Source organism: Nocardia albiluteola (assembly GCF_018860155.1).
GTDB classification, from domain to species: Bacteria; Actinomycetota; Actinomycetes; order Mycobacteriales; family Mycobacteriaceae; genus Nocardia; species Nocardia albiluteola.
Genome location: NZ_JAHKNI010000001.1, coordinates 43,803 through 69,167 on the forward strand (window position 1 = coordinate 43,803; position 25,365 = coordinate 69,167).

At 68.6% G+C, this 25,365-nt stretch carries 18 protein-coding genes, 1 pseudogene and 1 riboswitch; of the genes and pseudogenes, 13 read left to right on the top strand and 6 right to left on the bottom strand.

Features of this window, described 5'->3' with window-relative positions; all coding sequences use genetic code 11:
* Nucleotides 1-67: 67 nt before the first annotated feature.
* The 3 genes from KO481_RS00235 to KO481_RS00245 all read left to right on the top strand — a co-directional run bounded on the left by KO481_RS00235 (nucleotide 68) and on the right by KO481_RS00245 (nucleotide 4,107).
* On the top strand, nucleotides 68-838 hold the full coding sequence (locus tag KO481_RS00235) for a 2OG-Fe(II) oxygenase family protein (RefSeq protein ID WP_215914902.1): 771 nt from the start codon (nucleotides 68-70) through the stop codon (nucleotides 836-838).
* Nucleotides 825-1,595: an SDR family oxidoreductase gene (locus KO481_RS00240; RefSeq protein WP_245400204.1), complete on the top strand. Its 771-nt coding sequence runs from the start codon at nucleotides 825-827 to the stop codon at nucleotides 1,593-1,595. Before KO481_RS00235 ends, KO481_RS00240 begins: the two co-directional genes overlap by 14 nt.
* A gap of 139 nt (nucleotides 1,596-1,734) precedes the next feature.
* Nucleotides 1,735-4,107: a lysylphosphatidylglycerol synthase transmembrane domain-containing protein gene (locus KO481_RS00245; protein WP_215914903.1), complete on the top strand. Its 2,373-nt coding sequence runs from the start codon at nucleotides 1,735-1,737 to the stop codon at nucleotides 4,105-4,107.
* Between the two features lie 56 nt (nucleotides 4,108-4,163).
* Here KO481_RS00245 and KO481_RS00250 read toward each other — a convergent pair whose 3' ends face one another.
* Nucleotides 4,164-5,135 carry an NAD(P)H-dependent flavin oxidoreductase gene (locus KO481_RS00250; protein WP_215914904.1) on the bottom strand — a complete coding sequence of 324 codons (972 nt, stop codon included), beginning with the start codon at nucleotides 5,133-5,135 and terminating at the stop codon, nucleotides 4,164-4,166.
* 374 nt (nucleotides 5,136-5,509) lie between these two features.
* Here KO481_RS00250 and fadD5 point away from each other — a divergent pair, with 374 nt between their 5' ends.
* The 3 genes from fadD5 (at nucleotide 5,510) to KO481_RS00265 (ending at nucleotide 8,213) form a co-directional block, all read left to right on the top strand.
* The gene (gene fadD5 / locus KO481_RS00255; protein WP_215914905.1) at nucleotides 5,510-7,081 is read left to right on the top strand and encodes a fatty-acid--CoA ligase FadD5; all 1,572 of its coding nucleotides are present in this window, start codon (nucleotides 5,510-5,512) and stop codon (nucleotides 7,079-7,081) included.
* Between the two features lie 93 nt (nucleotides 7,082-7,174).
* Entirely contained in the window at nucleotides 7,175-7,630 is a 456-nt protein-coding gene (locus tag KO481_RS00260; protein WP_215914906.1) for a hypothetical protein, read from the top strand.
* A 196-nt stretch (nucleotides 7,631-7,826) separates the two neighbouring features.
* The gene (locus KO481_RS00265) at nucleotides 7,827-8,213 is read left to right on the top strand and encodes a hypothetical protein (RefSeq protein ID WP_215914907.1); all 387 of its coding nucleotides are present in this window, start codon (nucleotides 7,827-7,829) and stop codon (nucleotides 8,211-8,213) included.
* Between the two features lie 365 nt (nucleotides 8,214-8,578).
* Here KO481_RS00265 and KO481_RS00270 read toward each other — a convergent pair whose 3' ends face one another.
* Both KO481_RS00270 and KO481_RS00275 read right to left on the bottom strand, forming a co-directional pair.
* Complete coding sequence (locus KO481_RS00270) at nucleotides 8,579-9,256, bottom strand: HAD family hydrolase (protein ID WP_245400299.1); 678 nt, start codon at nucleotides 9,254-9,256, stop codon at nucleotides 8,579-8,581.
* Nucleotides 9,256-10,215 (bottom strand): MBL fold metallo-hydrolase, encoded by a 960-nt coding sequence (locus KO481_RS00275; protein ID WP_308166181.1) that lies wholly within the window; start codon nucleotides 10,213-10,215, stop codon nucleotides 9,256-9,258. The genes KO481_RS00270 and KO481_RS00275 overlap by 1 nt, the downstream gene beginning before the upstream one ends.
* Nucleotides 10,216-10,387: 172 nt before the next feature.
* On the opposite strand from KO481_RS00275, the gene KO481_RS44240 reads away from it, so the two are divergent.
* From KO481_RS44240 to KO481_RS00290, 3 genes and pseudogenes are all read left to right on the top strand, one after another.
* Nucleotides 10,388-15,640, top strand: coding sequence for a type I polyketide synthase (locus KO481_RS44240; RefSeq protein WP_215914909.1), 5,253 nt, complete (start codon nucleotides 10,388-10,390; stop codon nucleotides 15,638-15,640).
* A gap of 141 nt (nucleotides 15,641-15,781) precedes the next feature.
* A pseudogene (locus tag KO481_RS00285) lies at nucleotides 15,782-16,168 on the top strand (hypothetical protein); the annotation flags it as partial.
* Nucleotides 16,169-16,246: 78 nt separating this feature from the next.
* Complete coding sequence (locus tag KO481_RS00290; protein ID WP_215914910.1) at nucleotides 16,247-17,380, top strand: cation:proton antiporter; 1,134 nt, start codon at nucleotides 16,247-16,249, stop codon at nucleotides 17,378-17,380.
* Between the two features lie 32 nt (nucleotides 17,381-17,412).
* Here the strand turns inward: KO481_RS00290 and KO481_RS00295 are convergent, their stop codons facing one another.
* The 3 genes from KO481_RS00295 to KO481_RS00305 all read right to left on the bottom strand — a co-directional run bounded on the left by KO481_RS00295 (nucleotide 17,413) and on the right by KO481_RS00305 (nucleotide 19,325).
* Nucleotides 17,413-17,826, bottom strand: coding sequence for an RNA-binding S4 domain-containing protein (locus KO481_RS00295; RefSeq protein WP_215915829.1), 414 nt, complete (start codon nucleotides 17,824-17,826; stop codon nucleotides 17,413-17,415).
* Between the two features lie 61 nt (nucleotides 17,827-17,887).
* Nucleotides 17,888-18,520, bottom strand: coding sequence for a C40 family peptidase (locus KO481_RS00300; protein ID WP_215915830.1), 633 nt, complete (start codon nucleotides 18,518-18,520; stop codon nucleotides 17,888-17,890).
* 78 nt (nucleotides 18,521-18,598) lie between these two features.
* Nucleotides 18,599-18,763, bottom strand: a riboswitch (cyclic di-AMP (ydaO/yuaA leader).
* A 313-nt stretch (nucleotides 18,764-19,076) separates the two neighbouring features.
* Nucleotides 19,077-19,325 (bottom strand): hypothetical protein, encoded by a 249-nt coding sequence (locus tag KO481_RS00305; RefSeq protein ID WP_215914911.1) that lies wholly within the window; start codon nucleotides 19,323-19,325, stop codon nucleotides 19,077-19,079.
* 242 nt (nucleotides 19,326-19,567) lie between these two features.
* Between KO481_RS00305 and KO481_RS00310 the strand changes: the two genes are divergently transcribed.
* The 4 genes from KO481_RS00310 (at nucleotide 19,568) to KO481_RS00325 (ending at nucleotide 24,724) form a co-directional block, all read left to right on the top strand.
* A complete protein-coding gene (locus KO481_RS00310; protein WP_215914912.1) occupies nucleotides 19,568-20,752 on the top strand; it encodes an ATP-binding protein in 1,185 nt (394 codons plus the stop codon).
* Nucleotides 20,753-20,839: 87 nt separating this feature from the next.
* Complete coding sequence (locus tag KO481_RS00315) at nucleotides 20,840-22,795, top strand: acyl-CoA dehydrogenase family protein (protein WP_215914913.1); 1,956 nt, start codon at nucleotides 20,840-20,842, stop codon at nucleotides 22,793-22,795.
* Between the two features lie 537 nt (nucleotides 22,796-23,332).
* Nucleotides 23,333-24,289 carry an alpha/beta fold hydrolase gene (locus KO481_RS00320; protein ID WP_308166185.1) on the top strand — a complete coding sequence of 319 codons (957 nt, stop codon included), beginning with the start codon at nucleotides 23,333-23,335 and terminating at the stop codon, nucleotides 24,287-24,289.
* 144 nt (nucleotides 24,290-24,433) lie between these two features.
* Nucleotides 24,434-24,724 (top strand): Rv0250c family protein, encoded by a 291-nt coding sequence (locus KO481_RS00325; protein WP_215914914.1) that lies wholly within the window; start codon nucleotides 24,434-24,436, stop codon nucleotides 24,722-24,724.
* The last annotated feature ends 641 nt before the right edge of the window (nucleotides 24,725-25,365 follow it).

Consider the following 25,365-nt stretch of genomic DNA (forward strand, 5'->3'; position numbering starts at 1 on the left):
CACCCACCATCCCCCCTACCGGCCGATACCCATAGGATTCACGTGGTTTGTCCGGGAGGGAGCACGTATGGGAACGGAAACACCGCTGCCGCGGTGGTTCACCGGTCTGCTGGCACATCGCCGCTGGATCCGCAGGACCGAGCCGTTTCCGCACGTCTACGTGCGCGAGGTGTTCACGCGCCCGTTCTACGACCGGCTGGCCGCGGAATTCGAGCGGGTGCGGCTCGAGCAGCCCGAACTCTTCGAGCCGGTCGGGGAGGGTTCCGGCGCGACGGGGGTGAATCTGGCCCGGGTGCGCAACGGCCCGCTGGAGCTGTTCCTGTCCCGGGCCTGGCACGACCTGATCGCCCGGCTGGTGGGCGCGCAGGACGCGGTCACCGGCGACATCGAGGGCGCGCTGCACCATCATGCGCCCGCCGGCCCGCGCGGCCTGCCGCGGCACGATCTGACGCGGGCATGGTTTGCGGGTCCGGCCCCGGCACCCGACGCGGTGGGCCTAGCCGGTGCGGACGCGAACCCCGGGATCGGGCCCGGCGACGACGAGCGCGAACTGGTGCGCGCGGTGGCGGTGCTGTTCTATCTCGGCAACGACGAGTGGCGCCCGGGCAGCGGCGGGGAGACCGCGCTGCTGTCCGCGGCCGACCCGAGCCGGCCGCAGTCCGCGGTACACGTTCCGCCGCTGAACAATTCGATGGTCGTCTTCGAATGCACCCCGCGGTCCTGGCATACGTTCGCGGGCGGCAACACCGCCGCCCGCAACAGTGTGGTGATGTGGCTGTATCAGACGCGTGAACAGGCGGAATTCCGCTGGGGAGGTGCCGCAATTGGCGACCGATGAGCAGCGCCGGGTCGTCCTGCTGACCGGGGCCGGGGGCACGCTGGGCAATGCGTTCTGCCAGGCCTACTACCGGCGGTACGACATCGTCGCGGTGTGCCGCGGCCGGGTACCCGCGGTGCCGTCGCAACGGGAGTGGTTCGTCGATCCGCTCGCACCACAGGATCCGTTGCCCGAGAACGACTCCCGGATCTTCGTGATCCACTCCGACCTGACCCGCGAGGGTGAGGTGGAGCGCGTGGTGGAGCTGGCGCTGGCGAAATACGGTGCGGTGGACCTGCTGGTGAACAACGCGGCCTACGCTCGGCACACCCCGTACGGCACGGTCGACGGGGATGCCGCGCTCGAGGAGTTCGAACCGCATTTCGCGCTGAATGTCGGTGTACCGCTGCGGTTGTCGACACGGCTGGCGCAACAGTGCTGGCTGCGAGACGATCTCGGCAATCGCGCCCGCAACCGCAATATCGTGAATGTGTCCTGCGCGGCGGGCTCCGGTGTGCGTCCCGGCGGGCAGGCGCTGTACGGCGCATCCAAGGCCGCGCTGGACCAGCTGACCCGGTACCAGGCCGCCGAATTCGCCGCATTCGGGGTGCGCGTGAATGCCGTCGCGCCCGATGCCTTCCCCGCCACGGTGCCCACGCCGCAGGTCGTCACGGCCATCGCCGAACTCGACGTCGGGGACATGACCGGGGGCGTCTTCGGCGTGGGCACACCGGAGACCGCCACCCCCGAACCGGCCGCCGGACGCCACGGGAGATGATGCCCACTACGTTCGAATGATGTCCGCTACCGACCGGCGGCGTGTTGCCTCCGACCGGCCATCCCCAGTCCTGCATACTCACAGCTAGTCGACCGAGAGGACCGACGCAGCTCCCTCGATCCGAAGGTGCCACATCCACATGCGAGTCGACGGGCGAGAGATTCCGGTCTCCGGCAGCCTTTTGCAACCGCGCAGCCGCCGTACCAGTGACATCCTGCGCGTCGTCCTCTCCGCGCTGCTGGTGGCACTGGTCGTCGCGGGCTCGCTGATCACGCGGTCGCGGTGGGAGGCGCTGGAGCGCTCGGTCTCCGACTTCCTCGGCATCCTCACCCCCAGGCAGTCCAATCTGGTGTACCTGCTGTACGGCATCGCGATTCTGGCGCTGCCGTTCGCGATCGGGGTCCGGCTGCTGTTCCGGTGGCAGTGGAAGCTGCTGGGCGGCTACCTCGCGGCCGGGCTGATCGCGGTGCTGCTGCTCTCGATCACCGGGACGGGCATCTCCGCGCCGCAATGGCATCTGGCCGCGCCGCAGCAGCTCAACACGTTCCTGTCGCAGTTCCTGGACGACCCGCGCTGGATCGCGATGCTGGCCGCGGTGCTCACCGTGGCCAGTCCGTGGCTGCCGTCGTCGTGGCGGCGCTGGTGGTGGGCGCTGCTGCTGGCGTTCGTGCCGCTGCATCTGTTCGTGAGCCTGGTGGTGCCCTCGCGCGCGATGCTGGGCCTGGCCGTGGGGTGGTTCGTCGGCGCGGTGATCACGCTGGTCGTGGGCACGCCCGGGCTGGAGGTACCGCTGGACGGGGCGGTGCGGGTGCTGGCCCGGCGCGGATACACCGTCACCGCGGTGCGGGTGGTGCGCCCCGGCGGGCCCGGTCCGCTGCTGCTCTCGGCCGATACCGGACCGAACCACCAGCTGACCGTCGAGATGTACGGCCAGAATCAGCGCAGCCGCGGCATGCTGCGCCAGCTGCGGCGCTGGGTGGCCATCCGCAGCAGCGAACGGACGCCGGTCTTCGCCTCGATGCGCCGCCATGTCGAACATCGCGCCCTGCTGGGCATCGCGATCGGGGATCTGGGTCTGGCCAGCAACAAGCCGCTGACCGTCGCCGCCCTCGAGCGCGGCTGGACGCTGTATGCGCACACCGTGCCGCGCGGTACCGCCCTGTCCGCCTCCGACGGCGAGGCCGTGCACGTGGGGGTGTGGCAGGCGCTGGCGAACATGCACCGCGCCCAGATCTCGCACGGCGACCTGCGGGCCGAGGAGATCCGCGTCGCGGACGGCCGGGTGCTGTTCGGCGGATTCTCCGCGGCCGAATTCGGCGCCTACGACACCCGATTCCAGGCCGACGTGGCGCAGCTGATGCTGACCACCGGATCGCTGTTCGGCGCGGACTCCGCGGTGCGCAACGCGATCGGCGCGCTGGGCAAGCAGGCGGTCGTGGACGCCTCGCGACGCCTGACCCGCGCGGCGATGCCCAAGCTGCTGCGCGTCTCGGTGCCCGATGCGAACGTCGTGATGGAGGCCGTGCGCGACGAGGTGCTGCGCCAGACCGACGAGGACCGCATCGAGGCCGCGCGCACCACCCGGTTCTCCCGCAACCAGATCATCCAGTTGGTGCTGCTGATCGGCCTGGTCTACGTGGCCTATCCGTACATCAGCCAGGTGCCGACCTTCTTCACCGAACTACGCACGGCCAACTGGTGGTGGGCGCTGCTGGGGCTGGCGGTGTCGGCCGGGACCTATATCGGCGCGGCGATGGCGCTGTGGGGCTGCGCGGGCGAATCGGTGAATCCGCGCAATCTGCTGCTGATGCAGGTCGCCAACACGTTCGCGGCCACCACCACCCCGGCCGGCGTGGGCGGTCTCGCGCTGAGCGTCCGGTTCCTGCAGCGCAGCGGCCTGGGCACGGTCAAGGCGACCGCGGCGGTGGCGCTGCAGCAGGCCGTGCAGGTCACCACGCACGTGGTGCTGCTCATCATTTTCAGTGTGGCGGCGGGTGTTTCGACGAATCTGGCGCATTTCGTGCCGAGCGCGACGGTGCTGTACTTCGCCGCCGGGGCGCTGCTGGGCGTGCTGGGTGTGTCGATGTTCGTGCCGAAGGTGCGGCGCTGGCTGCGCGTCGAGGTCCGACCGCAGCTGGCCGAGGTGGTCAGCGAATTGCGTTCGCTCGCACACGAACCCAAGCGCCTGGCGATGATCGTGCTGGGCTGCGCCTCGATCACCCTCGGCGCGGCCGGGGCGCTGTGGGCGGCGATCGAGGCATTCGGCGGGCACACCACCTTCGTCACGGTCACGGTGGTGACGATGATCGGCGGCACGCTGGCCTCCGCCGCGCCCACGCCCGGCGGCGTCGGCGCCGTCGAGGCCGCGCTCATCGGTGGACTGGCCGCCTTCGGGGTCTCGGCCGGGATCGGCGTGCCCGCGGTGCTGCTCTACCGGGTACTGACCTGCTGGCTGCCCGTGTTCTGCGGCTGGCCGATCATGCGCTGGCTGACGACCAACGACATGATCTGAAGACGCAGCACGGCCCCGCCCCGACGAGACCGGGAGCAGGGCCGTTGCGGTGCGTCTCAGGCGACCATGCCGGACAGGCGGGAGTTGATCAGCCCCTCGGCCTCGACGACCATCCGCGAGATCAGTTCGGCACAGGTGGGGATGTCCTCGATGAGGCCCTGCACCTGACCGGCGGACCAGATGCCCGCGTCCAGATCGCCCTCCTCGAAGACTCGGCGGCCGCGCGCACCGGCGACCAGGTCCCGCACGTCCTCGAATTTCCCTCCAGCCCTTTCGATCTCGACCACCTTGCGGCTGATCTCGTTGTCCGCGACGCGGGCGGTGTTGTGCATGGTGCGGAAGATCAGCTGGGTGTCGCGCTCGGTGTGGGCGACGATCTGCTCCTTGACCTTCTGGTGCACCGCGGACTCCTGGGTGCACAGGAAGCGGGTGCCCATGTTCACCCCGTCCGCGCCGAGGGCCAGCGCCGCGACCAGCCCGCGGGCATCGGCGATGCCGCCCGAGGCGATGATCGGGATCCGCAGCGCCCGGGCGGCGGCGGGGATCAGGATCAGGCCGGGCACGTCGTCCTCGCCCGGATGCCCGGCGCATTCGAAGCCGTCGATGGATACGCCGTCCACGCCGATCTTCTGGGCCTTGAGCGCGTGCCGGACGCTGGTGCACTTGTGCAGCACCTTGATTCCGGCCTCCTTGTAGGCGGGCAGGAAGGGCTCGGGGTTGCTGCCCGCGGTCTCCACGATCTTCACCCCGGAATCGATGATCGCCCGCACGTACTCCTCGTACGGCGGCGGATTGATCGAGGGCAGGATCGTGACGTTCACCCCGAACGGCTTGTCGGTCAGCTCGCGGGCGCGGGCGATCTCGCGGCGCAGATCGTCCGGGGTGGGCTGGGTGAGCGCGGTGATGAAGCCGAGGCCACCGGCGTTGGCCACGGCCGCGACGAGTTCGGCCCGCCCGACCCACATCATGCCGCCCTGGACGATCGGATGCTCGACGCCGAACATCTCGGTGAACCTGGTGCGCAACATGTGTCCTCCTGCTCGAGTGGATCGGTGACCGGGCCCCGATCGCCGCCGCCGGACACCCCGCACCCGCGGTCCGCGCCCGGGGTGTCCGAATGCGTCGATGGTGGCATGGGCGGCCGGTGGGGACAAGCTTGATGTAAGCCGGTGTTTGCTTATAGCGCCACCCATGACCGCATCGAAGGGGCTCGTCGGCGCTTGCCAACCGTGAGGAAAAGGTCGTCTGAACTGCGGGAAATTCCGATGAGAAAGATCGGGGCAAATCCTCTCTGTAACCCTTGTCACGTCGAAAAGTTAGCTGATATTCTCACCCTTGCAGCCGTCGAGGCAGCCGGGCTGTCCGGCGCGCGTGTTCGCGGCGGTTCGAAGGGAGTTCGTGCATGACCACCGGGGCATCCTCGCTCGCCGAACCGATCCGATCGCGGCGCAACCACTGGAACAATCAGGTCGCCAACCACGCGATGATGCGGCCGGATGCGGTCGCGTTCCGGTTCCAGGGGCGGGACACCACGTGGGGCCGATTCCACGAGCGGTCGCAGCTGTTCGCGGACGCGCTCGCGCGCCGCGGGATCGGATTCGGCGATCGAGTACTGCTGCTGGCGCTGAACTACACCGAATACATCGAGGCGGTCTTCGGCATCAACGCGCTCGGCGCGATCGCGGTGCCGGTCAACTTCCGGCTGACCCCGCCCGAGGTCGCCTATATCGTCGCCGATTCGGGGGGCAAGGCCATCGTCACCGACACCGTGCTGGCCCCGCTGGCCACCGGCGTCATGGCTCAGGCGCCCGCGCTCGAGACCTGCATTGTGATCGGCGGGCACACCGGTGAGGGCGTGCTCGGCTACGACGAGGTACTGGCCGAGGGCGGCGAACCCCATGCACCCCTGGACATTCCGGAGGACACCCCAGCCCTGATCATGTACACCTCGGGCACCACCGGCAGCCCCAAGGGGGCGGTGCTGTCCTACGAGAACATGAATGCCCAGGCGCTGACCTGCATTCGCGCCTTGGAGATCGATGGCGAGTCGATCGGCTTCTGCACCTCGCCGCTGTTCCACATCGCCGGATTGGGCAGTCTCACACCGTATTTCATGCTCGGCGGCACCACCGTGCTGCATCCGCTCGGCGCGTTCAACGCCACCGAATGGCTCGATGCGGTCGAGCGGGAGCAGGCCACCACGGCCTTCTGCGTGCCCGTGCAGTGGCAGATGATCTGCGAGGAGCCGACGGTCAAGACCCGCAAGCTCGCGCTGCGAATGCTGTGCTGGGGCGCCGCGCCGGCCTCGGATACGGTGCTGCGGGCCATGGCCGACTGCTTCCCCGACGCGCGCGACGTCGCGGTGTTCGGCCAGACCGAGATGTCGCCGGTCACATGCGTGCTCGAGGGCAAGGACGCGATCGCCAAGCTCGGTTCGGTCGGCAAACCCATCCCGACCATCTCCGCGCGCATCGTCGACGACGAGATGAACGATGTCGCCCCCGGCGAGATCGGCGAAATCGTCTATCGCGGACCGACTCTCATGCAGGGCTACTGGAATAGGCCCGAGGCGACCGCGGAGGCGTTCGCCGGCGGCTGGTTCCATTCCGGGGATCTGGTGCGTGAGGATGCCGAGGGCTTCATCTACGTGGTGGATCGCAAGAAGGACATGATCATCTCCGGCGGCGAGAACATCTACTGCGCCGAGGTGGAGAACGTGCTGTTCGCACATCCCAAGATTCACGAGGCCGCCGTCGTCGGCCGCGCGCACGAGAAGTGGGGCGAGGTGCCGGTGGCCATCGTCGCGCTGCTGAATACGGACGATTCGCTCACCCTCGAGGAGCTCACGCCCTTCCTGAACGAGAACCTCGCCCGCTACAAACACCCCAAGGACCTGGTGATCGTGCCGGAGCTGCCCCGCAATGCCAGCGGGAAGGTCGTGAAGGTGCAGCTGCGCAAGGAGCACGCGGGGTAGCACTCTGTCTCGGGTCACAGCGGCGTTCCAGCCCGGAATCGGCCCTGATGTGCCTATTCTCTGGTTTGTCCCACCACAGAGAGGCCCCGCGGCATGTCCATTTTCCGAAGCGTGCTGGTAGCGGCGGTGCTGTGCGCCCTGCCGGTGCTGGGCGTGCCGCAGGCGCAGGCGCAGGACCTTCCCGGCGGCGGTTGTCGCCAGGGCAGCACGATGACGGGTCAGCTGCTCCCCGGCACCGGTAGTGCCGGGCAGAGCATCCGGCGCCAGGCCGCCCTGTCGGACTGCGCCAGCCCGCTGCTTCCGGGAATCACCGCCGGGCAGTTCGGCGTGAGCATTCCGTGGAACGTCACCACCGCTCCCACGACGGCCACGTTCCGGTGGTCCAATGGCAGCGTCAGCACCGCGACCGGATACGGCAACGGGCTGTGGCTCATCACGAGCGGACCGGCCGCCGGTCACGGAATCCAGCTGAATGTCGCCGATACCTGGGCCGGGTGGTATCTGAGCCCCGCGGACGTCACCGTTACGTCGGCGACGTTCGTGTCCTGATCGCGGTCCCGAGGTGCCCGCCGGCTATCGGTCATCGGATTCACCCGGACGCTTCCGTTACATCGGCGATATTCGCGTCCCACGCCAATACTGAATTAGTTCAGCACTGTGCCAGCCTGGTGTTATGAAGAGTCTTCCGTTCAGCGAGCTGGTACGGAAGCAGACGTCGGTCTTTCCGCTGCTTGCGGATGCCGACGTGCTGTTGGAGCGCCGGGATGCGGAGAATGTCGTACTGATGCGCGACGAGCGCTATCGGGCGATGGAAGGTGCGCTGCGCTTGGCCGCGCGGTCCCTAGGGCTGGTCGCCAAGGCGAATCGTCAGATGGCAGAAGATGTGTTCGCCGAGGAGCTCCCCTGGCTGACCTGGTTGCCCGTCGAAAATCGGCACGAGGCCGTCCGTGAACTGCTCGATGACCTCCTTGCCGGTGCCGACACCGGCCATTACCTTCCGTTCCTTCGCGATCTGATCGCATGGAAACACACGGCGGAGATCCACACCGATCCCGCTCTCGTCGCCGAGTTGAGTGGCTCGTTCGACAAGGCCGATTTCGTGGAGGTCGAGCGCCCCGGCAGGCGCCGATGACCAAATTGAAACGGGGTGCATGGCGCGTGTTGCTGCACAGCACCGAAGCGGCACGCGGATGGACGGAGCTCGAGCGCCAAGCACTGGAGGCGTTGGATCGCGCCTGGGTCGAGATGACCGCCGAACCCCGCAGCGTGCACAATCCCTGCCATCAGCATCGACTCAAATCCACACTCGGCTCGGTGAAAGTCGGTGGCGCAGAACTGGAACAGTGGCAGTACGAGGTCACCAGCGGCGCGCGTATCTGGTATGCGATCGACGATCAGGAACGAACGCTGTGGGTTACGAAAGCCGAGACGGGGCACCCGGGTATTACCGATCGGGGTAAGGGCGACGGAGCCGCTGATCGTCAATTTTGTCGTGGGCTAGAAAGTGCACGCTCCAGCGGCGCGGGTTACCAGATGCAGGCGCCGGTCGTTCGGGTCGGTCAGTTGGGGGACAAGGAGAGTCGGCATGCCGACCTCGACCGCGGCGCCGTCGCGGGACGGGCGGTCGCCGACCATGAGTGCGTGTTCCGCGGGGACGCCCAGGTGGTTCAGGGCGAGGTGGAAGATTGCGGGGTCGGGTTTTTGGATGCCCCGTTCGCCGGACAGGACGAAGGTGTCTACTGAATCCAGGAGGCCCGCGGCGGCGAAGGTGGGGCGGATGTCGACGTGGATGTTACTGAGAATGGCTATTCGGCAATCGCTTTCGATGAGGGCGGTGAATGTTTCGGCCGCGTCCACGGCGAAGTGGTTGTAGGACGGGTCGGAGTCCACGGCGAAGAGGGCGTCGGCGAGGTCGTCGCCTAGCGCGGCATCGGCGAACACCGAGTAGTAGGTCTCGCGGTGGCGGGCGTAGCTGGTGTTGCCCCGCGGCGACTGCAGGCGGTTCGGCTGGCCCGCGGCCGTCCGGATGGACCGCAGTACGGCGGCGACGGACCGGGCGCCGTCGTCGCGGCCGGTGCGCCGCAGCGCCTCTCGAACCCAGCCTTCCGGGGTGAGTTCGGAGGCGAGCGTGCCGCGCCAGTCGAAGACGACCGCCCGGATGCGGGCCCCGTCCATCACGCCCGGGCCAGGACCGCATCGAAGTCGTGGCCGGCGATGACCTCGATGTCCGCGGGCAGGGCGTGCAGGCGCTGGATGGTTTCGAAGGCGCGGTCGCGGTCGGCGTCGAAGAGCTGGCCCGGCATCGGCGCCTTCTCGCGGATCAGCTTGATCTGCAGGATATTCCAGACCGCATCGCCCGCGAGCAGCACCCGGCTGCCGTCGTCCACGGCGAGCAGGACGCCGATGCTGCCGGGAGTGTGACCCGCCAGGTCGACCAGGACGACCGCACCGTCTCCGAACAGATCGTGGCTGGCGGAGAAGGTGAGAACGGGCGGCCCGTCCAACTCCAGGTGCCGCACCGAACGCCCGCGCAGCGGAGCCCGCACGACGCCGTACGGAGCCGTCGGGCCGTTCATGGCCCACTCGTATTCCCGTGCGGGAACCCGCAATTCGACCGAATCGGGCAGCTCGAGCAGTCCGGAGCAGTGGTCCCAGTGCAGGTGAGTGGCGATCGTGAAATCGATATTCTCGCCGGTCAGATCGCGGCCGGCCAGCGCGTCCTCGAGGCCGAGCACCGGTTTCTCGGGCGAGACCAGCAATCCCACCGGAAACGGCATTCCCGGCAGCACGCGATCGTGCACCCCGGCGCACAGCGCGGGATCCACCAGGAAGCGCGCGCGCGGATGCTCGATCAGGAAGGCGCCCATGCCCATCGGCAGCGTGCCGAGGCTGCGCACGCCCTCGGCGATGATGGCCGTCGGCGCGGAGGTGCGCGCCTGCACCAGCGACACCAGGCTCACGGTGTTGCGGGCCCGCGGCGCCGGCGCGGATTGCAGACCGGCCAGGAATGCCTCGTCGGGCCGGCGGGGGCGCAGCAGTCGGCGCGGTGTCGCGGCCAGCGCCGCACAGCAGTGGGCCAGGGTGCCCAGCACGCCGGGCCTGCCGTCGGACGGCTCCGCTGCGCGCTCGTTCACGGCGCCACCCCGTCCGCCGCAACCGGCAGTGTCGTTGCCCGCCCATGGAATCGGGCCCTACCGGACAATCCAGGCGGCACGATCGAATGCTCCTTCACAGCGTCACCGTAAGTGATCCGATCGCGGACAGGAAAGTCTTCTCCGCGCGGCAATTTCTCGGCATAATCGCGGAGTGACCGCGCCCAGCTTCGGCGGTAGCCACCGCCGACCGGAATCGTCCGGCGGGCGGCGGCGTACAACCGGACCGGTCGCGATCATCGGCATCGGCTGCCGAGTGGCGGGGGCGCGTGGCGTCGAGGAGCTTTGGCGCCTGCTGCACGAGGCGCACGACCGCACGGGGCCGCCGCCCGAGCAATCCGGCCCGCATCGCGCCGGGCATCCAGACAGACTCGACGCCTTCGACAACGATTGGTTCGGAATCTCGGAGCGCGAGGCCGCGGCGATGGATCCCAGGCAGCGGCTGTGCCTGGAGGTTGCGATCGAGGCGATCGACGATGCGGGCGTGGGGTTCCGGATCCGGGGCTCGCGGACCGCGGTGCTTTTCGGGGCGGGCGCACCCGACCACGATGCGGCGGCGGACGAGGGCGACGCGGCGGACCCGATCCCCGAATCCACACCTAGCGGCACCGCCAATCGGCTGTCCTTCGCACTCCAGTTGCACGGCCCGAGCCTGGTCGTGGACAGTGCCCGGTCGTCGTCACCGGTCGCGCTGGACCTGGCCGTGCGACTACTCGCCGACGGCGCCGCATCGCTGGCGATCGTCGGCGGGGTCGATGTGGAACTGCCGCATACTTCCGGCTACTCGGACCGCGACGAGTTCCCCGCCGCGCACGGGTACCGCGCACCCTTCGACCACGCGGCCGACGCCCCTAACCCCGCCGACGCCCACACGGCCGAATACCGTGCCGCTGGCGACAGCTGTACCGTGCTGGTTCTGCAACGGACCGCCGACGCCCACTGCGACGGCAACCGCATCTACGCCGAAATCGCCGGTTCGGCTGTCGGTTTCGACGGCCGATCGAACCGCTCGGACGAAAGCCCTGGATCGGTGTGGCAGCAGATCGTCCGAAGCGCCTGGGCGGGTGCCGGATTCGATCCGGGCGCCACCGGTAGTCGCGAAAGCGACGGCACCGAACGCGACGGCACCGGACACGACGCGGAGTCCGAGGACCTGACGGCAGTCCTGTCGGGATCGGAACGTACGGGCGCGATCCCGATCGATTCGGTGACCTCGAAGCTCGGCGAGCTCGGCGCCGCCGCAGGAATCGCCGAAGTCGCCAAGGCGGCACTGAGCATCGCACGCGGATTCATCCCGCCCACCAGCACCTTTCGCCCGTTCCTCAGGCTGGGTGACCACGGTCCCCGAGAACCGGCGGAGGCGGCGGACTGGAATACGATCGTGCGCTCGGATCGCTACGCCGGGGTCGGCTCATCCGGGCTCGGCGGCACCACCGCGCACGTGGTGCTGCGCGGCGTCGACCAGGCCGTCGGATCTCGCGATGGCGATCCACCGTTCCTCATCCCGATCACGGGGCGCGACGAGACCGATCTGCGGGAGAAGGCCGCCCGGTGGGCCGACACCCTCGCGGAAAGCCCCCGGCCGCTGCGCGAATCAGCCCCAGCGGCAGGCAGATCCATACCCGAGCAGTTGCGCGCAGCCGTGCTTGCTTGGACACCTGCCGACGCGATCGCACTGCTGCGTGCGCTCGCCGACTCCAGGAACGCGCCACCGGACCGCAATGCCGCGGATGTGCGAAATATCCACCGGACCGACCGAGATTCGCTGGGCAACTCGGAGGCGGCGCACCTCGAACAGCGCGCGACCGATTCAACGCATCACAATCACCGTGGGGCAGTATTCGGGCCAGGTGTAGAGCGGCGGGGCGGGTTGCTGCTGATGTTCTCCGGGCCGGGTGGCCAGCATGCGCGGATGGGGCGGGGGTTGGCGGCGCGGCATCCGGTGTTCGCTCGGGCCGTCCAGGATGCCGCGGATGCGGTGGCCGGCGCCGGCGGTCCTAGGGTGTGGACGCCGCGACACGGGTTCTCGCACAGCCTGGCGGCCGTCGACGCCGTGCAGCCTGCCCTGTTCGTCTATCAGGTGGCGGTCGCGGAATTGCTGGCGCACTGGGGGATCCGGCCCGGCGCGGTGATCGGGCACGGCCCGGGCGAAATCGCCGCGGCCGTGGTGAGTGGTGCGATATCGCTGCGGGACGGCGCGCGGATCGTGGTCGCGCGCGGCGCGATCCTGGCTCGGCTGGACCGGAACGACGACGCGATCGCACTGCTGGAGGCCACGTCCGAGGAGGTCTCGCGGCTGATCGAACCGATGCGGGCGCGGGTCGGGATCGCGGCGGTCCACGGTCCCCGGTCGGTGGTGGTGTCGGGGGAGCCGCGCCATATCGAGGCGCTGATTCGCCGCGCCGTACGCCGCGGCCTTGTCGCCCAGGCACTCGTCGCCGACCTCCCCGGACAGGCCCCGCGGGTCCGGGAATTGCCGGTGGATCCGGCGGCCCGGATCGACAATGTGGATCGGATCGCCCGGCCGGACGGTGTGGATCCGGCGGCCCGGCTTGCGGGTGTGGATCCGCTGGTCCCAGACGTACCGGTGTATTCGACCACCCGGCGGGGCGCCGTCCTGACCGCGACCGAGATGGATACCGGCTATTGGGCCGAAAATATCTCGGGCACTGTCGAATTGGCGGCCGCCGTGGAGGCCGCGCTGGCCGACGGGTATTCCACCGTGCTCGAGCTTTCGCCGCATCCGGTCCTGGCGTCGGTGATTCGCGCTTATCCCGGCCTTCGCGATGCCACCTACCCGGTCGCCGACCGGGACGACGAATCCGCGGCCTACCTCGGCGCCGTAGCGCGGATCCACCTCGAGGGCCGGTTCGTCGACTGGGCCGCGCAGGGACCGTTCCCCGGTGCGGTGTTCGAAAGGTGCTGGCAACCAGGGTATTTCCCGCGCACGGCCGATGCCGTCGACGATCCGGGCGCCGAGGATCTGCGCGGCCATGTGGTCCGGGGCGCACCGACCGTCCCGGCGATGTTCTGGCTGCGGCAGTTCCAGCGGATCGGCATCGGAACGACCACACGGTTGCTCGACTTCACCGTCCACGAACACCCGGATCTGCCTCGGCTCGACCAGGTCACCTACCGTGCCGGAGCCGACCTGCTCGAGGCCTGCGGACCGGCCGTCCTGGCCTCGGCCCGACGCGGCGAACGCCCCACGCCCGCCGAGATCGTCGGCTGGATGCGGACCATCGACGCGCATCACGGCGCCCACCCCGGCTTGCAACCACTCGACCCCGCCCGCCTGTACGAACGCCTGCGCGAGCGCGGCCTCGAGTACGGACCACGCTTCCGCGCGCTGCGCGGCATCTTGCGCGGATCCCACAGCGCCATCGGGTATCTCGGCCACATCCGCCTCGACTCCGCCGCCCTGGCCGGCTGCATACAGCTCGTCGTCGCCGCGGCGGGCGCCCGGCTGCCCGAGGGCGTCCTGCCCCTGACGACGGGCATAGATTCGGCCTGGATCACCGACGCGCCCGGCACCCTCCTGTCACAGGCACACGCCTTCGTCCGCACCGCCGACCCCACCGGCCTGCGCTGCGACATCCTGGCCACCGATCAACACGGCGCACCCGCGGTGGCCCTGCTCGGCGTCCGCATCGGATACTCGATGACCACCGGGCACACCGCCCATACCTACACGGCAACAACCGGTTACGAATGGCTCGCTCACCCCCAGAACCAGAGCGCATACCCGAAGCCGGTCGCTCGTCCACCCGCTGTGACGACGAGGCCGGGCAGCAGCTCCGCATCGAACAAGCCGTTCGGTAGCGGCGCCGACCTCGATCGGTCGGCGACGAATGCCGCGACCGTACCGGCCGCGTCGGGCGGTCGCGGCAGGCCAGGCCGACCAGCTTCGAGCGGATACGCCCCAGCCGGTTCGGTGTTGCGCCGAGAACGGTGGTCGCCCGTGAATACTTCAGATTTCATTGATACAGGCCATGATTCGCGCATCGGTCGAGTATTGGTGGTGGGGCAGTCGCCGTTGGCCGGTATTCTGACGCAGGCCGTGGATTCCACGCGGCCGGTAGTGCGGGTAGCGCGGGATCCGGCCGAGGCGATTGCGGGCGTCTCCTCCGCACTGACCGAAAGTGCCGAGCTCACTGCGGTAGTGGCGGTATGGCCTGTCGCGGCCGAGGTCGACGATATCGTCGCGGCGGTCGGACAGGCTCTGAAGCTGTTGCAGCGGATCGTGGACCATACGGCGGTAGCGTCGCTGACGGTCGTTTTGCGTGATCCGAATTCCACTGTGCAGCAGTCGATCGCGGGCCTGGTTCGATCGCTGCAGCTGGAATCCGAGCGGCCGGTGCGGTTGGTGTGGGTCGCGCCCGGCCATGACGAACCCTGGCAGCTGCCGGAACTGGTGCTTCGGACGGGCGGACCGGACGAGGTCCGGGTCGGGCCCGAGGGTGTTCGATCCCGGACATTCGTGCCCGCAACCGATCTCGTGGATCCGTTCGACATCTCCTGCGCGGGAACATATGTCGTGACCGGTGGGCTCGGCGCGCTCGGCGCGGTGGCCGCACGCTGGCTGCTCGACGCCGGGGCCGGGGACGTGGTGGTGCTGACCCGGCGTCCGCGGCCGCTGCCACCACTGCTGGAGGGCCGCGAGGATCGGATAGTGGTGGTGCGCTGCGACGTCACCGACCCGCGCGATCTGGCGAACGCCCTGCACGACATCCGCGAGTGCGGCTCACCGATCCGCGGTCTGGTGCATTCGGCGGGCGCGCTGCGGGGTGCCGAATTCGGCGCCGTGACACCGGATCTGCTGACGGCAATGTTCGAGCCGAAGCTCGGTGCGGTCACCGGGCTACTCACGCTCACCGCCGGCGATCCGGTCGATTTCGTCCTGCTCTGCTCCTCGGCCACCGGGTCGCTCGGAGCGCCCGGGCAGGCCGCCTACGCCGCCGCCAACGCCGCCCTGGACGCGGCGGCCCACATCCACGACCACCGCCGGGTGATCAGCATCGGCTGGGGCACTTGGGCATCGGGCCTCTCGGCCGACGAGCACGACGGCGTGGCGCAGGCCCGCCGGGCCGGGATCGCCCCCTTCGACACCGCGAGCGGCACGGCTGTGCTCGCGGCCGCGCGCACCCGTCGCGGGCCCTACCTACTGGCGCTCGACTACACACCGACCAACGATGTCTCGCCGCTGGCCACCCGGCTGCGCACCGCACTGCCCGTCCCCGCGGCAGCCCCACCCGGCCGAGCGGCGCTGTTGCCCGGCCACACCATCGCCCTGCTCGATTCGACCATCGACAAGGCGACGCTGGCGAGGCACGCCGCGGCGCCCTTTCCCGATGCCGCCGCGGCGGAGCCGTCCGATCCAGCACCGACCGGCGAGGAGAAACCGTGAACCACGCCGCCGACACGCACGCGGCGGGGGCGGATCGGGTCCGGACGCCCTCACGACGACGAACGGCCCGGGCCGCGACCTCACCCGATTGAATGTTTACCAATCATTCGCCGCACGGATGTGGACGTCTACCATTACCCGATGACAAGTACCGAACCCGCCGTGCGCTGGCTGGACGAGCCGGAGACCCACGACTACCCGGCCGCGGGCGATTATCTGGAGCTACTGGCCGACCCCGACACCGTGATGGCTCTGGTGGACCAATTGCGTTCCGCGCCGGTGGTGCACAAGAAGGCCAAGGACATCCTGCGCGCGGCCCAGCTGCCGCTGCTGCCGCCGGACAATCCGCACGTGCGCGCGGATCTGGCGAAGATCCTGACCGGTAAGCATATGTCCCCGATCCTGCTGGTCCAGGGCGATCTGTTCACCGGCACCCCGATGCAGATCGCCGACGGCTACCACCGCGTGTGCGCGTGCTATCACGCCGACGAGAACATTCCGATTCCAACGAAACTCGCCACCATGCGCGACGGCAAGCCGGTGGCGGCCGAGGCGGCGAAGAAGTCCGCGAAGTCGGGCGGCTCGTCGAAGTCGAAGAAGTAACCGTTGACTTTCTCCACGCTCGCGTTGGTGCTGGCGGTCGGGCTGGCGGGCCCGCTGCTGTCATGGCGGGGCGCCTGGCATGTTCCGGTGATCGTGGGGGAGCTGCTGGCCGGAGTGTTGTTCGGCGCCACGGGATTCGGAATCCTGCACACCGGCGACCCCACCTTCACTTTCCTGGCCGATATGGGATTCGCGCTGGTCATGTTCGTCGCGGGCACCCATGTGCCGGTGCGGGATCCGGCGGTGCGCTCGGCGCTGGCGGTCGGGGCGATGCGGGCGGTGCTGGTCGGAATCGTCGCCGCGGCGGCGGGTTACGCGCTGGCCGGGTGGTTCGGCACCGGACACGGCGCGGTGTACTCGGTGCTGATCGCCTCCTCCTCGGCGGCCCTGGCACTGCCGATCATCGATTCCCAGGGCCTGAGCGGCAAGCCGGTGCTGGAGCTGATGGCGCAGGTGGCGCTGGCCGATACCGCGAGCATCGTGGCGCTGCCACTGGTCATCGACATCGCCGATGCGGGGCGTGCCACGCTGGGCGCCCTGGCCGTCGCCGCCTCCGCGGTGGTGCTGTTCTTCGTGCTGCGGTACCTGGAGCGGTCCGGTCTGCGTCATCGGGCCCATGAGGTATCGGAGAAGCGAAAGTTCGCTCTGGAATTGCGAGTAAGCCTGGCGCTGCTGTTCACCATCGCCGCCGTGGCGACCCACACCCACGTGTCGATCATGTTGGCGGGCTTCGCGACCGGACTCGCGGTGGCCGGAGTCGGAGAGCCGCGGCGGGTGGCGCGGCAGCTTTTCGCGATCACCGAGGGGTTCCTCAGTCCACTGTTCTTCGTCTGGCTGGGCGCCGAGCTGAATCTGCGCGAATTCGCCGACCGGCCCCGCCTGATTTTGCTGGGTCTGGGTCTGGGTCTGGCCGCGGTGCTGGCCCATGTGCTGATGCGTGTGCTGGGCCAGCCGATCACCTACGGCGCGCTGGCGGCGGCCCAGATCGGCGTGCCGGTCGCAGCGGTCACGATCGGCACCCAGCTGCACGTGCTGGCCCGCGGCGAGGCGGCGGCGATGATGCTGGGGGCGCTGGTCACGATCGCGGTCGCAGCGGCAGCCGCCGCGATGGCGGCGAAGGCCGCACCGAAAGCCTGACCGTCAGCCGCTGAGAGCACCGGCGTGGCACCTCAGTCCGGCCTGAAATCGCGGGGAGGCGGGTCGGCGTCACGACCTAGCAGGCGATCCGTCTCACGACGTTCGCGCTTGGTGGGGCGGCCCGCGCCGCGGTCCCGGCGCGGCATGGCCGCCGCGATCTCGGGTGCGGGCGGCGGCGGGCTCTTGTCTATCAGGCATTGCGCGGCGATCGCGGCGCCGACGCGTTTGGTGATGATCTGCTCGACGATGACGATGCGCTCGAGTCCGCTCTGCCGGACTCGGACCTCGTCACCGGGCTTGACCTGATGCGCGGGCTTGACCGCGACACCGTTCACCTTCACATGTCCGCCGCGGCATGCCGATGCCGCGGCTGATCTGGTTTTGAACAGCCGAACAGCCCAGGTCCAGGAGTCGACCCGGGCTGCGCTCGGTTGTGTCGGTGGCAGTTTGGCTCCTCAGCGCGATACGCCCGACGGGCCCGCGGAAGTATCGCCATTCGCCCCAGAATCAGGCTACGCGACGCGCGGTAACGATCTCACTGGGGTTCACGTGCGCGTAGCTGACGGTCTCACCCGACTGCGGCGCCTGGATGACCTTGCCATCGCCGGCGTACATCTGCACGTGGCCGCCGCCCTCGGTGACGAGCAGGTCGCCGGGCTGCAGGTCCTTAAGGGCGACCGGCTTGCCGACGTGCGACTGCTCGAAGCTGGTGCGCGGCAGATTGATTCCGGCCTGCTTGTAGGCCCACTGCACGAGGCCGGAGCAGTCGAAGTTCGACGGACCCGAGGCGCCCCAGATGTACTCCGCGCCGAGCTTGCTCTTGGCGGCATCGAGGGCGACGTCAGCGGCGGTGTTCTTGTTCTGAGCGGCAAACGGATTCGGAATGCCGGCGGTGAGGCCCGGGATGTCGGACTGCTGCAGACTCTGCGGCGCGAACTGCTTCTGCGCGGCCTTGATCTGATCCGCGTGATCCTTGATGAGGTCGGCGTGATCGGCCAGCGCCTGGTTCACGGCCTTGACCTGCTGGGTCAACGAGGGATCGACCGGCACATCGAAGTTTCCGACACCGGGCACGTTGATGGTCTGGGCCATCGCCGAAACAGCCGGCATCGCACCGGTTGTTGCGGCCACCGCACCCATGACGATCGCACCCTTGACGGAATTCGGGAGCCGGGATTCCCGTTGCAAACTGTGCTTACCCACCGAGCTGAGTCTCCTGTTTCTTCCATCCACCCGCCGACCGAGTTAGCTGACGGGTTCGGGCCGGGAAGATCGGTCCTACCTCACCGGCCTTGCGACCGGCGAGGATTCACCCCATTACATCTGGGTCCTCGGTTCGGCGAACGGGCCGCGACCCGGGCGCCGATTAGGCGGTAACTCGACGGGCCGTTCTCCTGCGAAGCGACAAACTCCATCAAGTCACGAGAAGATTACGGCTACGCGGCGGGGTTGTCCACCCCAACGCTCAGCGTGTGGGTGCGGGGTCGGAAAGCCCCCGCACGACCTGCGATTCTGTGACCCGCAATGTCGGGTAACGAGCCGATATCGGCTCGGGCACAGGGGATATCGAACTGATACTCGCCGCCGTTACACCGCGCGGCGACCCTTGTTTCACTTCCCATCGACGACGTGTCGCGCATCGGCGTCGGCGTGTCGGACATCGACGTACATGCGACACCCCGGCGCACCGCGCGGCTCATCGCCCGCCGAGTGCCTGCTCGAGTTCCTCGATGCGCCGCTGCGCCTGCGCCAGCCCCACTTCGAGCCGGCCCAGCGCCATCACCAGTGGTCCGACGGCAAGGTCGGCCACCAGTTGCGGATCGTCGAGCCCCTGCTCGATGGCCGCGAGTATGTTCTGGCGGATGCGCGTGGCGACCGGCGCCTCGGCCGGCACGTTCCAGGACTCGACCACCTCGGCGACGGTGGGAACGGACTCCTCGGTCATGACCCTCCTGCGCTCGATATCCGGATATGAACTCCCGACAAGCCTAGAGAGCCGACGGCGACCGCCGTCCGAGTCCACGCAATATCGCGTCCGCACCCGACCGAAGGACCGGTCGATCCGGTTTGCCGAAATATCGCTGTATGGCAGCCGGTTTCGCGCGATGCATGCCGGTCGATAGCCGTCTCTAGGGATCGCCCTAGACGTCCGAAGATTTTCCCGTACCGGCGGTACGGTGTACCGGCATGGACCCCGTGCGGAATCCGTATGCTCCCGGCGCCGGACAGCGCCCGCCCGAACTCGCGGGCCGCGCCAAGCAGCTCGACGCGTTCGACATCGTGCTCGAGCGAATCTCCCGGAGCCGGCCGGAACGCAGTGTGATGCTGACCGGCCTGCGCGGCGTGGGAAAGACCGTGCTGCTCAACCAGCTTCGCTCGGCCGCCCGCTCCCGGGACTGGGGCACAGGCAAATTGGAGGCCCGGCCCGAGCAGGAGCTGCGCCGTCCGCTCGCCTCGGCGCTGCACATGGCCGTGCGCTCGATCGCGGTGACGCATCGCAACCTGGAGATGGTCGACGACTTCCTGGGCATACTAAAGGCCTTCGCGCTGCGCTCCACCGCGGACAAGGGCATGCGGGAGCGCTGGCAGCCCGGCATCGACGTCCCCGCGGTCACCGGGCGCGCCGACTCCGGCGATATCGAGATCGACCTGGTGGAACTGCTGATGGAGGCGGCACAGGTGGCCCGCGAGATCGGCGTCGGCATCGCGATCTTCATCGACGAGATGCAGGATCTGTCCGCGCCGGACATCTCCGCGATCTGCGGGGCCTGCCACGAATTGAGTCAGGAGGCGGCGCCACTGATCGTGGTGGGCGCGGGGCTGCCACATCTGCCGGCGGTGCTCTCGGCCTCGAAGAGCTACTCCGAGCGGCTGTTCAGCTATCACCGCATCGATCGGCTCGACCGCGAATCGGCCGACCTGGCGCTCATCGCGCCCGCCGACCGCGAGCAGGTGAAATTTAGCCCGGAGGCGCTGGATTCGCTGTACCTCAAGGCCGACGGCTACCCGTATTTCGTGCAGGCCTACGGCAAGGCCACCTGGGATCTGGCCGCGCAGAGCCCGATCACGGCCGAGGATGTGGAGCTGGCCGCCCCCGCCGCGGAGGAGGAACTCGCGGTCGGCTTCTTCGGATCCCGCTACGAGCGGGCGACACCGGCCGAGCGCGAGTACATGCGCGCCATGGCCGAGTTGTCCGGCGACGACGGCCCGGTCGCGACCGCGGCCATCGCCAAGGAGCTGGGCCGCCGCCCCGCCTCCCTGTCGCCGGCCAGGGACGGGCTGATCAAGAAGGGCCTGATCTACTCCGCGGAGCGCGGCACCATCGGGTTCACCGTGCCGCACTTCGGGAAGTATCTCCGCAGCGTTGCTTAATTCTACAAATCTCGACAATCCCCTACCGGCTGGTAACAAACGCTCCTACACTCGAATGTGATTCCGGTCACGTCCGAGGAGGACATCATGGCGACCACTTCGAAAGTCGACGCCACCGAGGAGCAGGCCCGCGCGCTCGTCGAGGAATCTCGCGAAACCACCTGGGCCAAGCCATCCTTCGCGAAGGAACTGTTCCTGGGTCGGTTCCGGCTCGACCTGATCCATCCCTTCCCGAGCCCCTCGGCCCCGGACGAGGCCCGGATGGGGGAGTTCCTGGCCAAACTTCGCGCCTACTGCGAAACCATCGACAGCGGCCGGATCGAGGCCGAGTCGAAGATTCCCGCGGAGTACGTCGAGGGGCTGGCCGATCTCGGCTGCTTCGGGCTCAAGATCCCGCAAGATTATGGTGGACAAGGACTTTCGCAGGTCGGATACAACAGGGCGCTGATGATCGTCGGCTCCGCCCATCCCAGCCTGGGAGTACTGCTCTCGGCGCATCAGTCGATCGGCGTGCCCGAACCGCTCAAACTGGCCGGCACCCCGGAGCAGAAGCGGGAATTCCTGCCGCGCTGCGCCCGCGGGGCGGTCAGCGCCTTCCTGCTCACCGAGCCCGACGTCGGCTCGGACCCCGCGCGCATGGCCAGCACCGCGACCCCGACCGCGGACGGCGAGGCCTACGAGCTCAACGGCGTCAAGCTGTGGACCACCAACGGCGTGGTGGCGGAACTACTGGTCGTCATGGCGCGGGTCCCCAAGAGCGAGGGCCATCGCGGCGGCATCTCGGCATTCGTGGTGGAGGCCGATTCCCCCGGGATCACCGTGGAACGCCGCAACTCCTTCATGGGCCTGCACGGCATCGAGAACGGCGTCACCCGGATGCACAACGTGCGCGTGCCGCGGCGCAATCTGATCGGCCGCGAGGGCGAGGGCCTCAAGATCGCGCTCACCACCCTCAATGCCGGGCGCCTGGCGATCCCCGCGATGTGCACCGCCGCGGCCAAGTGGTCACTGAAGATCGGGCGCGAATGGGCCGTCAACCGCGTGCAGTGGGGGCGCCCGGTCGGTGAGCACGGCGCGGTCGCGGAGAAGCTGTCCTACATCGCCGCAACCACTTTCGCCCTCGAGGCGGCACTGGACCTGTCGGGGGCGATGTGCGACGAGGACCGCAACGACATTCGGATCGAGGCGGCACTGGCCAAACTGTGGGCCTCGGAGATGAGCTGTCGGATCGCGGACGAACTCGTACAGATCCGTGGCGGGCGCGGCTACGAGACCGCCGCCTCGCTGCGCGCCCGCGGCGAGCGTGCCGTCGGGGCCGAACAGCTGCTGCGCGATCTGCGCATCAACCGGATCTTCGAGGGCTCGAGCGAGATCATGCGGCTGCTGATCGCCCGCGAGATGGCCGATGCGCACATGGCCGCGGCCGGCGCGCTGGTCGATCGCAATGCCGAGTTCAAGGACAAGGCCAGGGCGGCGGTGGGCGCGAGCGGCTTCTACGCCAAGTGGTTCCCGCAGCTGGCCGTGGGGCCCGGCACGATGCCCGCGACATTCACCGAATTCGGGCCGCTGGCAAGGCATCTGCGCTTCGTCGAAAGGTCCTCGCGCAAGCAGGCCCGGGCGCTGATGTACGCGATGGGGCGCTGGCAGGCCAAACTCGAGTACCGTCAGGGCTTCCTGGGCCGCATCGTCGATATCGGCGCCGAGCTGTTCGCGATGTCGGCGGCCTGCGTGCGGGCGCAAGCACTACGCGCACAGGGTGATTCGCAGGCCGACGCCGCACAGGAACTGGCCGACGTGTTCTGCCGCCAGTCCCGCGTCCGGGTGCGCGAGCTGTTCGACAAGCTGTGGGACAACACCGATGACGCCGATACCCGGCTGACCCGCGGCGTGCTCGACGGACGGTACAGCTGGCTCGAGGACGGCGTGATCGACCCGAGCGAGGGCACCGGTCCGTGGATCGCCGAATGGCAGATGGGCCCGTCCACGGAGACCAACCTGCTGACCCCATTCCTGCCCTCGACCCGAAGCACCACGGCGACCTGACGCTCCGGTCACCGACCGGAGAACCATCTCCGCCGGGGCGAAACCGTCGCTGTCGGTTGATCATCGGCACCGACGGGCCCGGCGGTGAATGGGGTCGTCGCCGCCTCGCGCCGATCCAGGCGTGCAACCGTCGTCGTCCGACGCGCACCCGGCGGGGATTCTTGCGGTGGATCCGCGGCGCGATCGGTAACTATTCAGCGATCTAGATAATTTACTAGATTGTCGTATAAAGATCTGAGAACTCACGGGGCGGGCATCTATATCGATCTATAGGAAATGGGCTAGAAATTGGTAGAAACCCATCCGGAACCCTCCCTATGACACGTGTAAGCGTCCGGCTTCACACCGGCCCGCCCGCAATCGAGGCGCGGCGGCAATCACACAACATGTGCATAACGGCCGGTTAGAGCGGTTAACGCGCCGGAAATATCTACCGACAACCGGGCAAGAGCGACTCTTACAGGAGGCGTTGTGTCCATACCAACAGGAGATGGCAAGTCGGCGGAGCCTGCGGAGCCCACGAGGTGGGTACGACCTGTGCGCGCCGCCGACCACGACGGCCATCACATCACCGTCAGCGCGGACGACGGAACCCCGCTCGCCGTGCGCGAATTCGGCCCGTCCGACGCACCACTCACCGTCGTGTTCGTACACGGCCACTGCCTGCGCGCCGACTCCTGGTCCCTGGTGTGCGAACAGCTGCTCTCGCACGGGGAATGGCCCGGCGGCGGTGCGCGCATGGTGTGCTACGACCACCGCGGCCACGGCGCCTCCGGCGCGTCCGACCCGGCCGCCTACACCATCGATCAGCTCGGCCGGGATCTGGACGCGGTGCTGCGCGCGGTGGCCCCCGCGGGACCGGTTGTCCTGGTGGGACATTCGATGGGCGCGATGGTCGTGCTCGCCTACGCCCGGCTGTTTCCCGCCGCGATCGGCACACGCGTCGCCGGCATCGGCCTGATCGCCGCGGCGGCCGGCGGCATCGCCCACGTCGGGCTGGCCCGGTTCCTGAACCGGCACACCGTGAACTCGCTACAGGTCGCGGTGCGCCGGGCGCCGCGGGTCATGCAGGCGTCCAAGCGGTTCAGCCGCCACCTCTTCGAACCGATCATCCGCGAGGCAAGTTTCGGCACCCGGGCGGTGAGCCCGCGCATGCTCGCCCTCGCCACCACGATGATCAACGACACGCCGCTGCTGACCATGGCCTGCTTCCTGGATTCGCTGATCCGGTTCGACGAGAACGCGACGCTGCGGCTGCTGGCCGATCTGCCGACCCTGGTGCTGGCCGGTTCGGCCGACCTCCTGATCCCGTTCGCACACTCGGTGGTGCTCGCCTCGCAGCTGTCGGGGGCCGAACTGGTCCGCCTCGACGGCGCGGGACACAGCGTGATCCTGGAGCGTCCACAGGAGGTCGCCGTCGCGGTCGTCGCCCTCGTCGAGCGTGCGCGGGGCGCGACGAGCGGACCGGGCACGGCACTGGCCGCGGCCGGATGACAAGGCGTTTCAGGCTCCGGACGAGCCAAGATGCCAAAGATCCGCTACTGTGTTGTAGATCACGATGTGCGGTCAGTCACAGGATCGCATACTCGGGCGGCGCAGCGCAGCGGTCGTCCACCACACGGGCTCGAGGAGGTTTCGATGACACGCAGCGATATTGCAGAGCTCCATACCGTCGTCAGCCAGCTGCAGAAGTGCATCGGCACGCTGCGGGACCACTACGGGAACGCCAATTCCGTGCGGCGCCTGGAAAACGACCTCGAGCGGCTGCTCCTCGACTCCGAAGACTTCGAGCAGGCGCCGCCACCGGAGATCACCTCACGCCGCGATCAGGAGGTCATCTACGTGCCCGACAGCAAGTCCGACGAGGCGGCGTGGATGGGCGCACAGGACGAGGGCCTCGGCTTCCACTCCCGGCCTCGCACCAAATAGGTATCCAGCTTCGTAATCCCCTCGCGTAGTCCGGCCGGGCGCGTCGGTGCGTGTCGTTGGATGCGCGTGCCCTGGCCGGGCTTTGCCGTGTCGCCAAGCCCGATTTGCTTCCGCCGCGTCGCCGAACCCGATCCAATACAGGTGGGCGCGCGGGGCCGGCCCCGCATCCGGTCACCACGACTACGCGTCGCCGCCCCACACGGCAGACCCTTCACCCGGGCCGCCGAGCCTGGGAACTGCCGAAGGGCCCGAGCGATGTTTCCGCGCGCATCGTCGGGCTTGTTGCGACCGACCGGATCACCCCACTCGCGCGCGACGGCCGCCTCCGGCGCCCACTCGCCCAGCTACCGCATCGCCCACCCGCCGCCATTCGGATACGCCGAACACCCCTATCGGCGATGCCCGGCCGCTATCGATGCGAACGCCCCGCCCGCCCGTCGATCATGGTCCGCCGGGTTGTTGCTGGTGCGCGGGAGCGCGGCAAGGTAGTTCCGATGTGAAACGCACCGATTCGAATCCGTGCCGAATGACCTTGTTGGCCAACCGAGTTCATTAGATTTGCTTAGGGTTCGCCCGCCTCCGGCACGCCCGGCCATGATCAGAAAATGTGGCGCAAATCATATGAATCGAGCCGGGTCGAT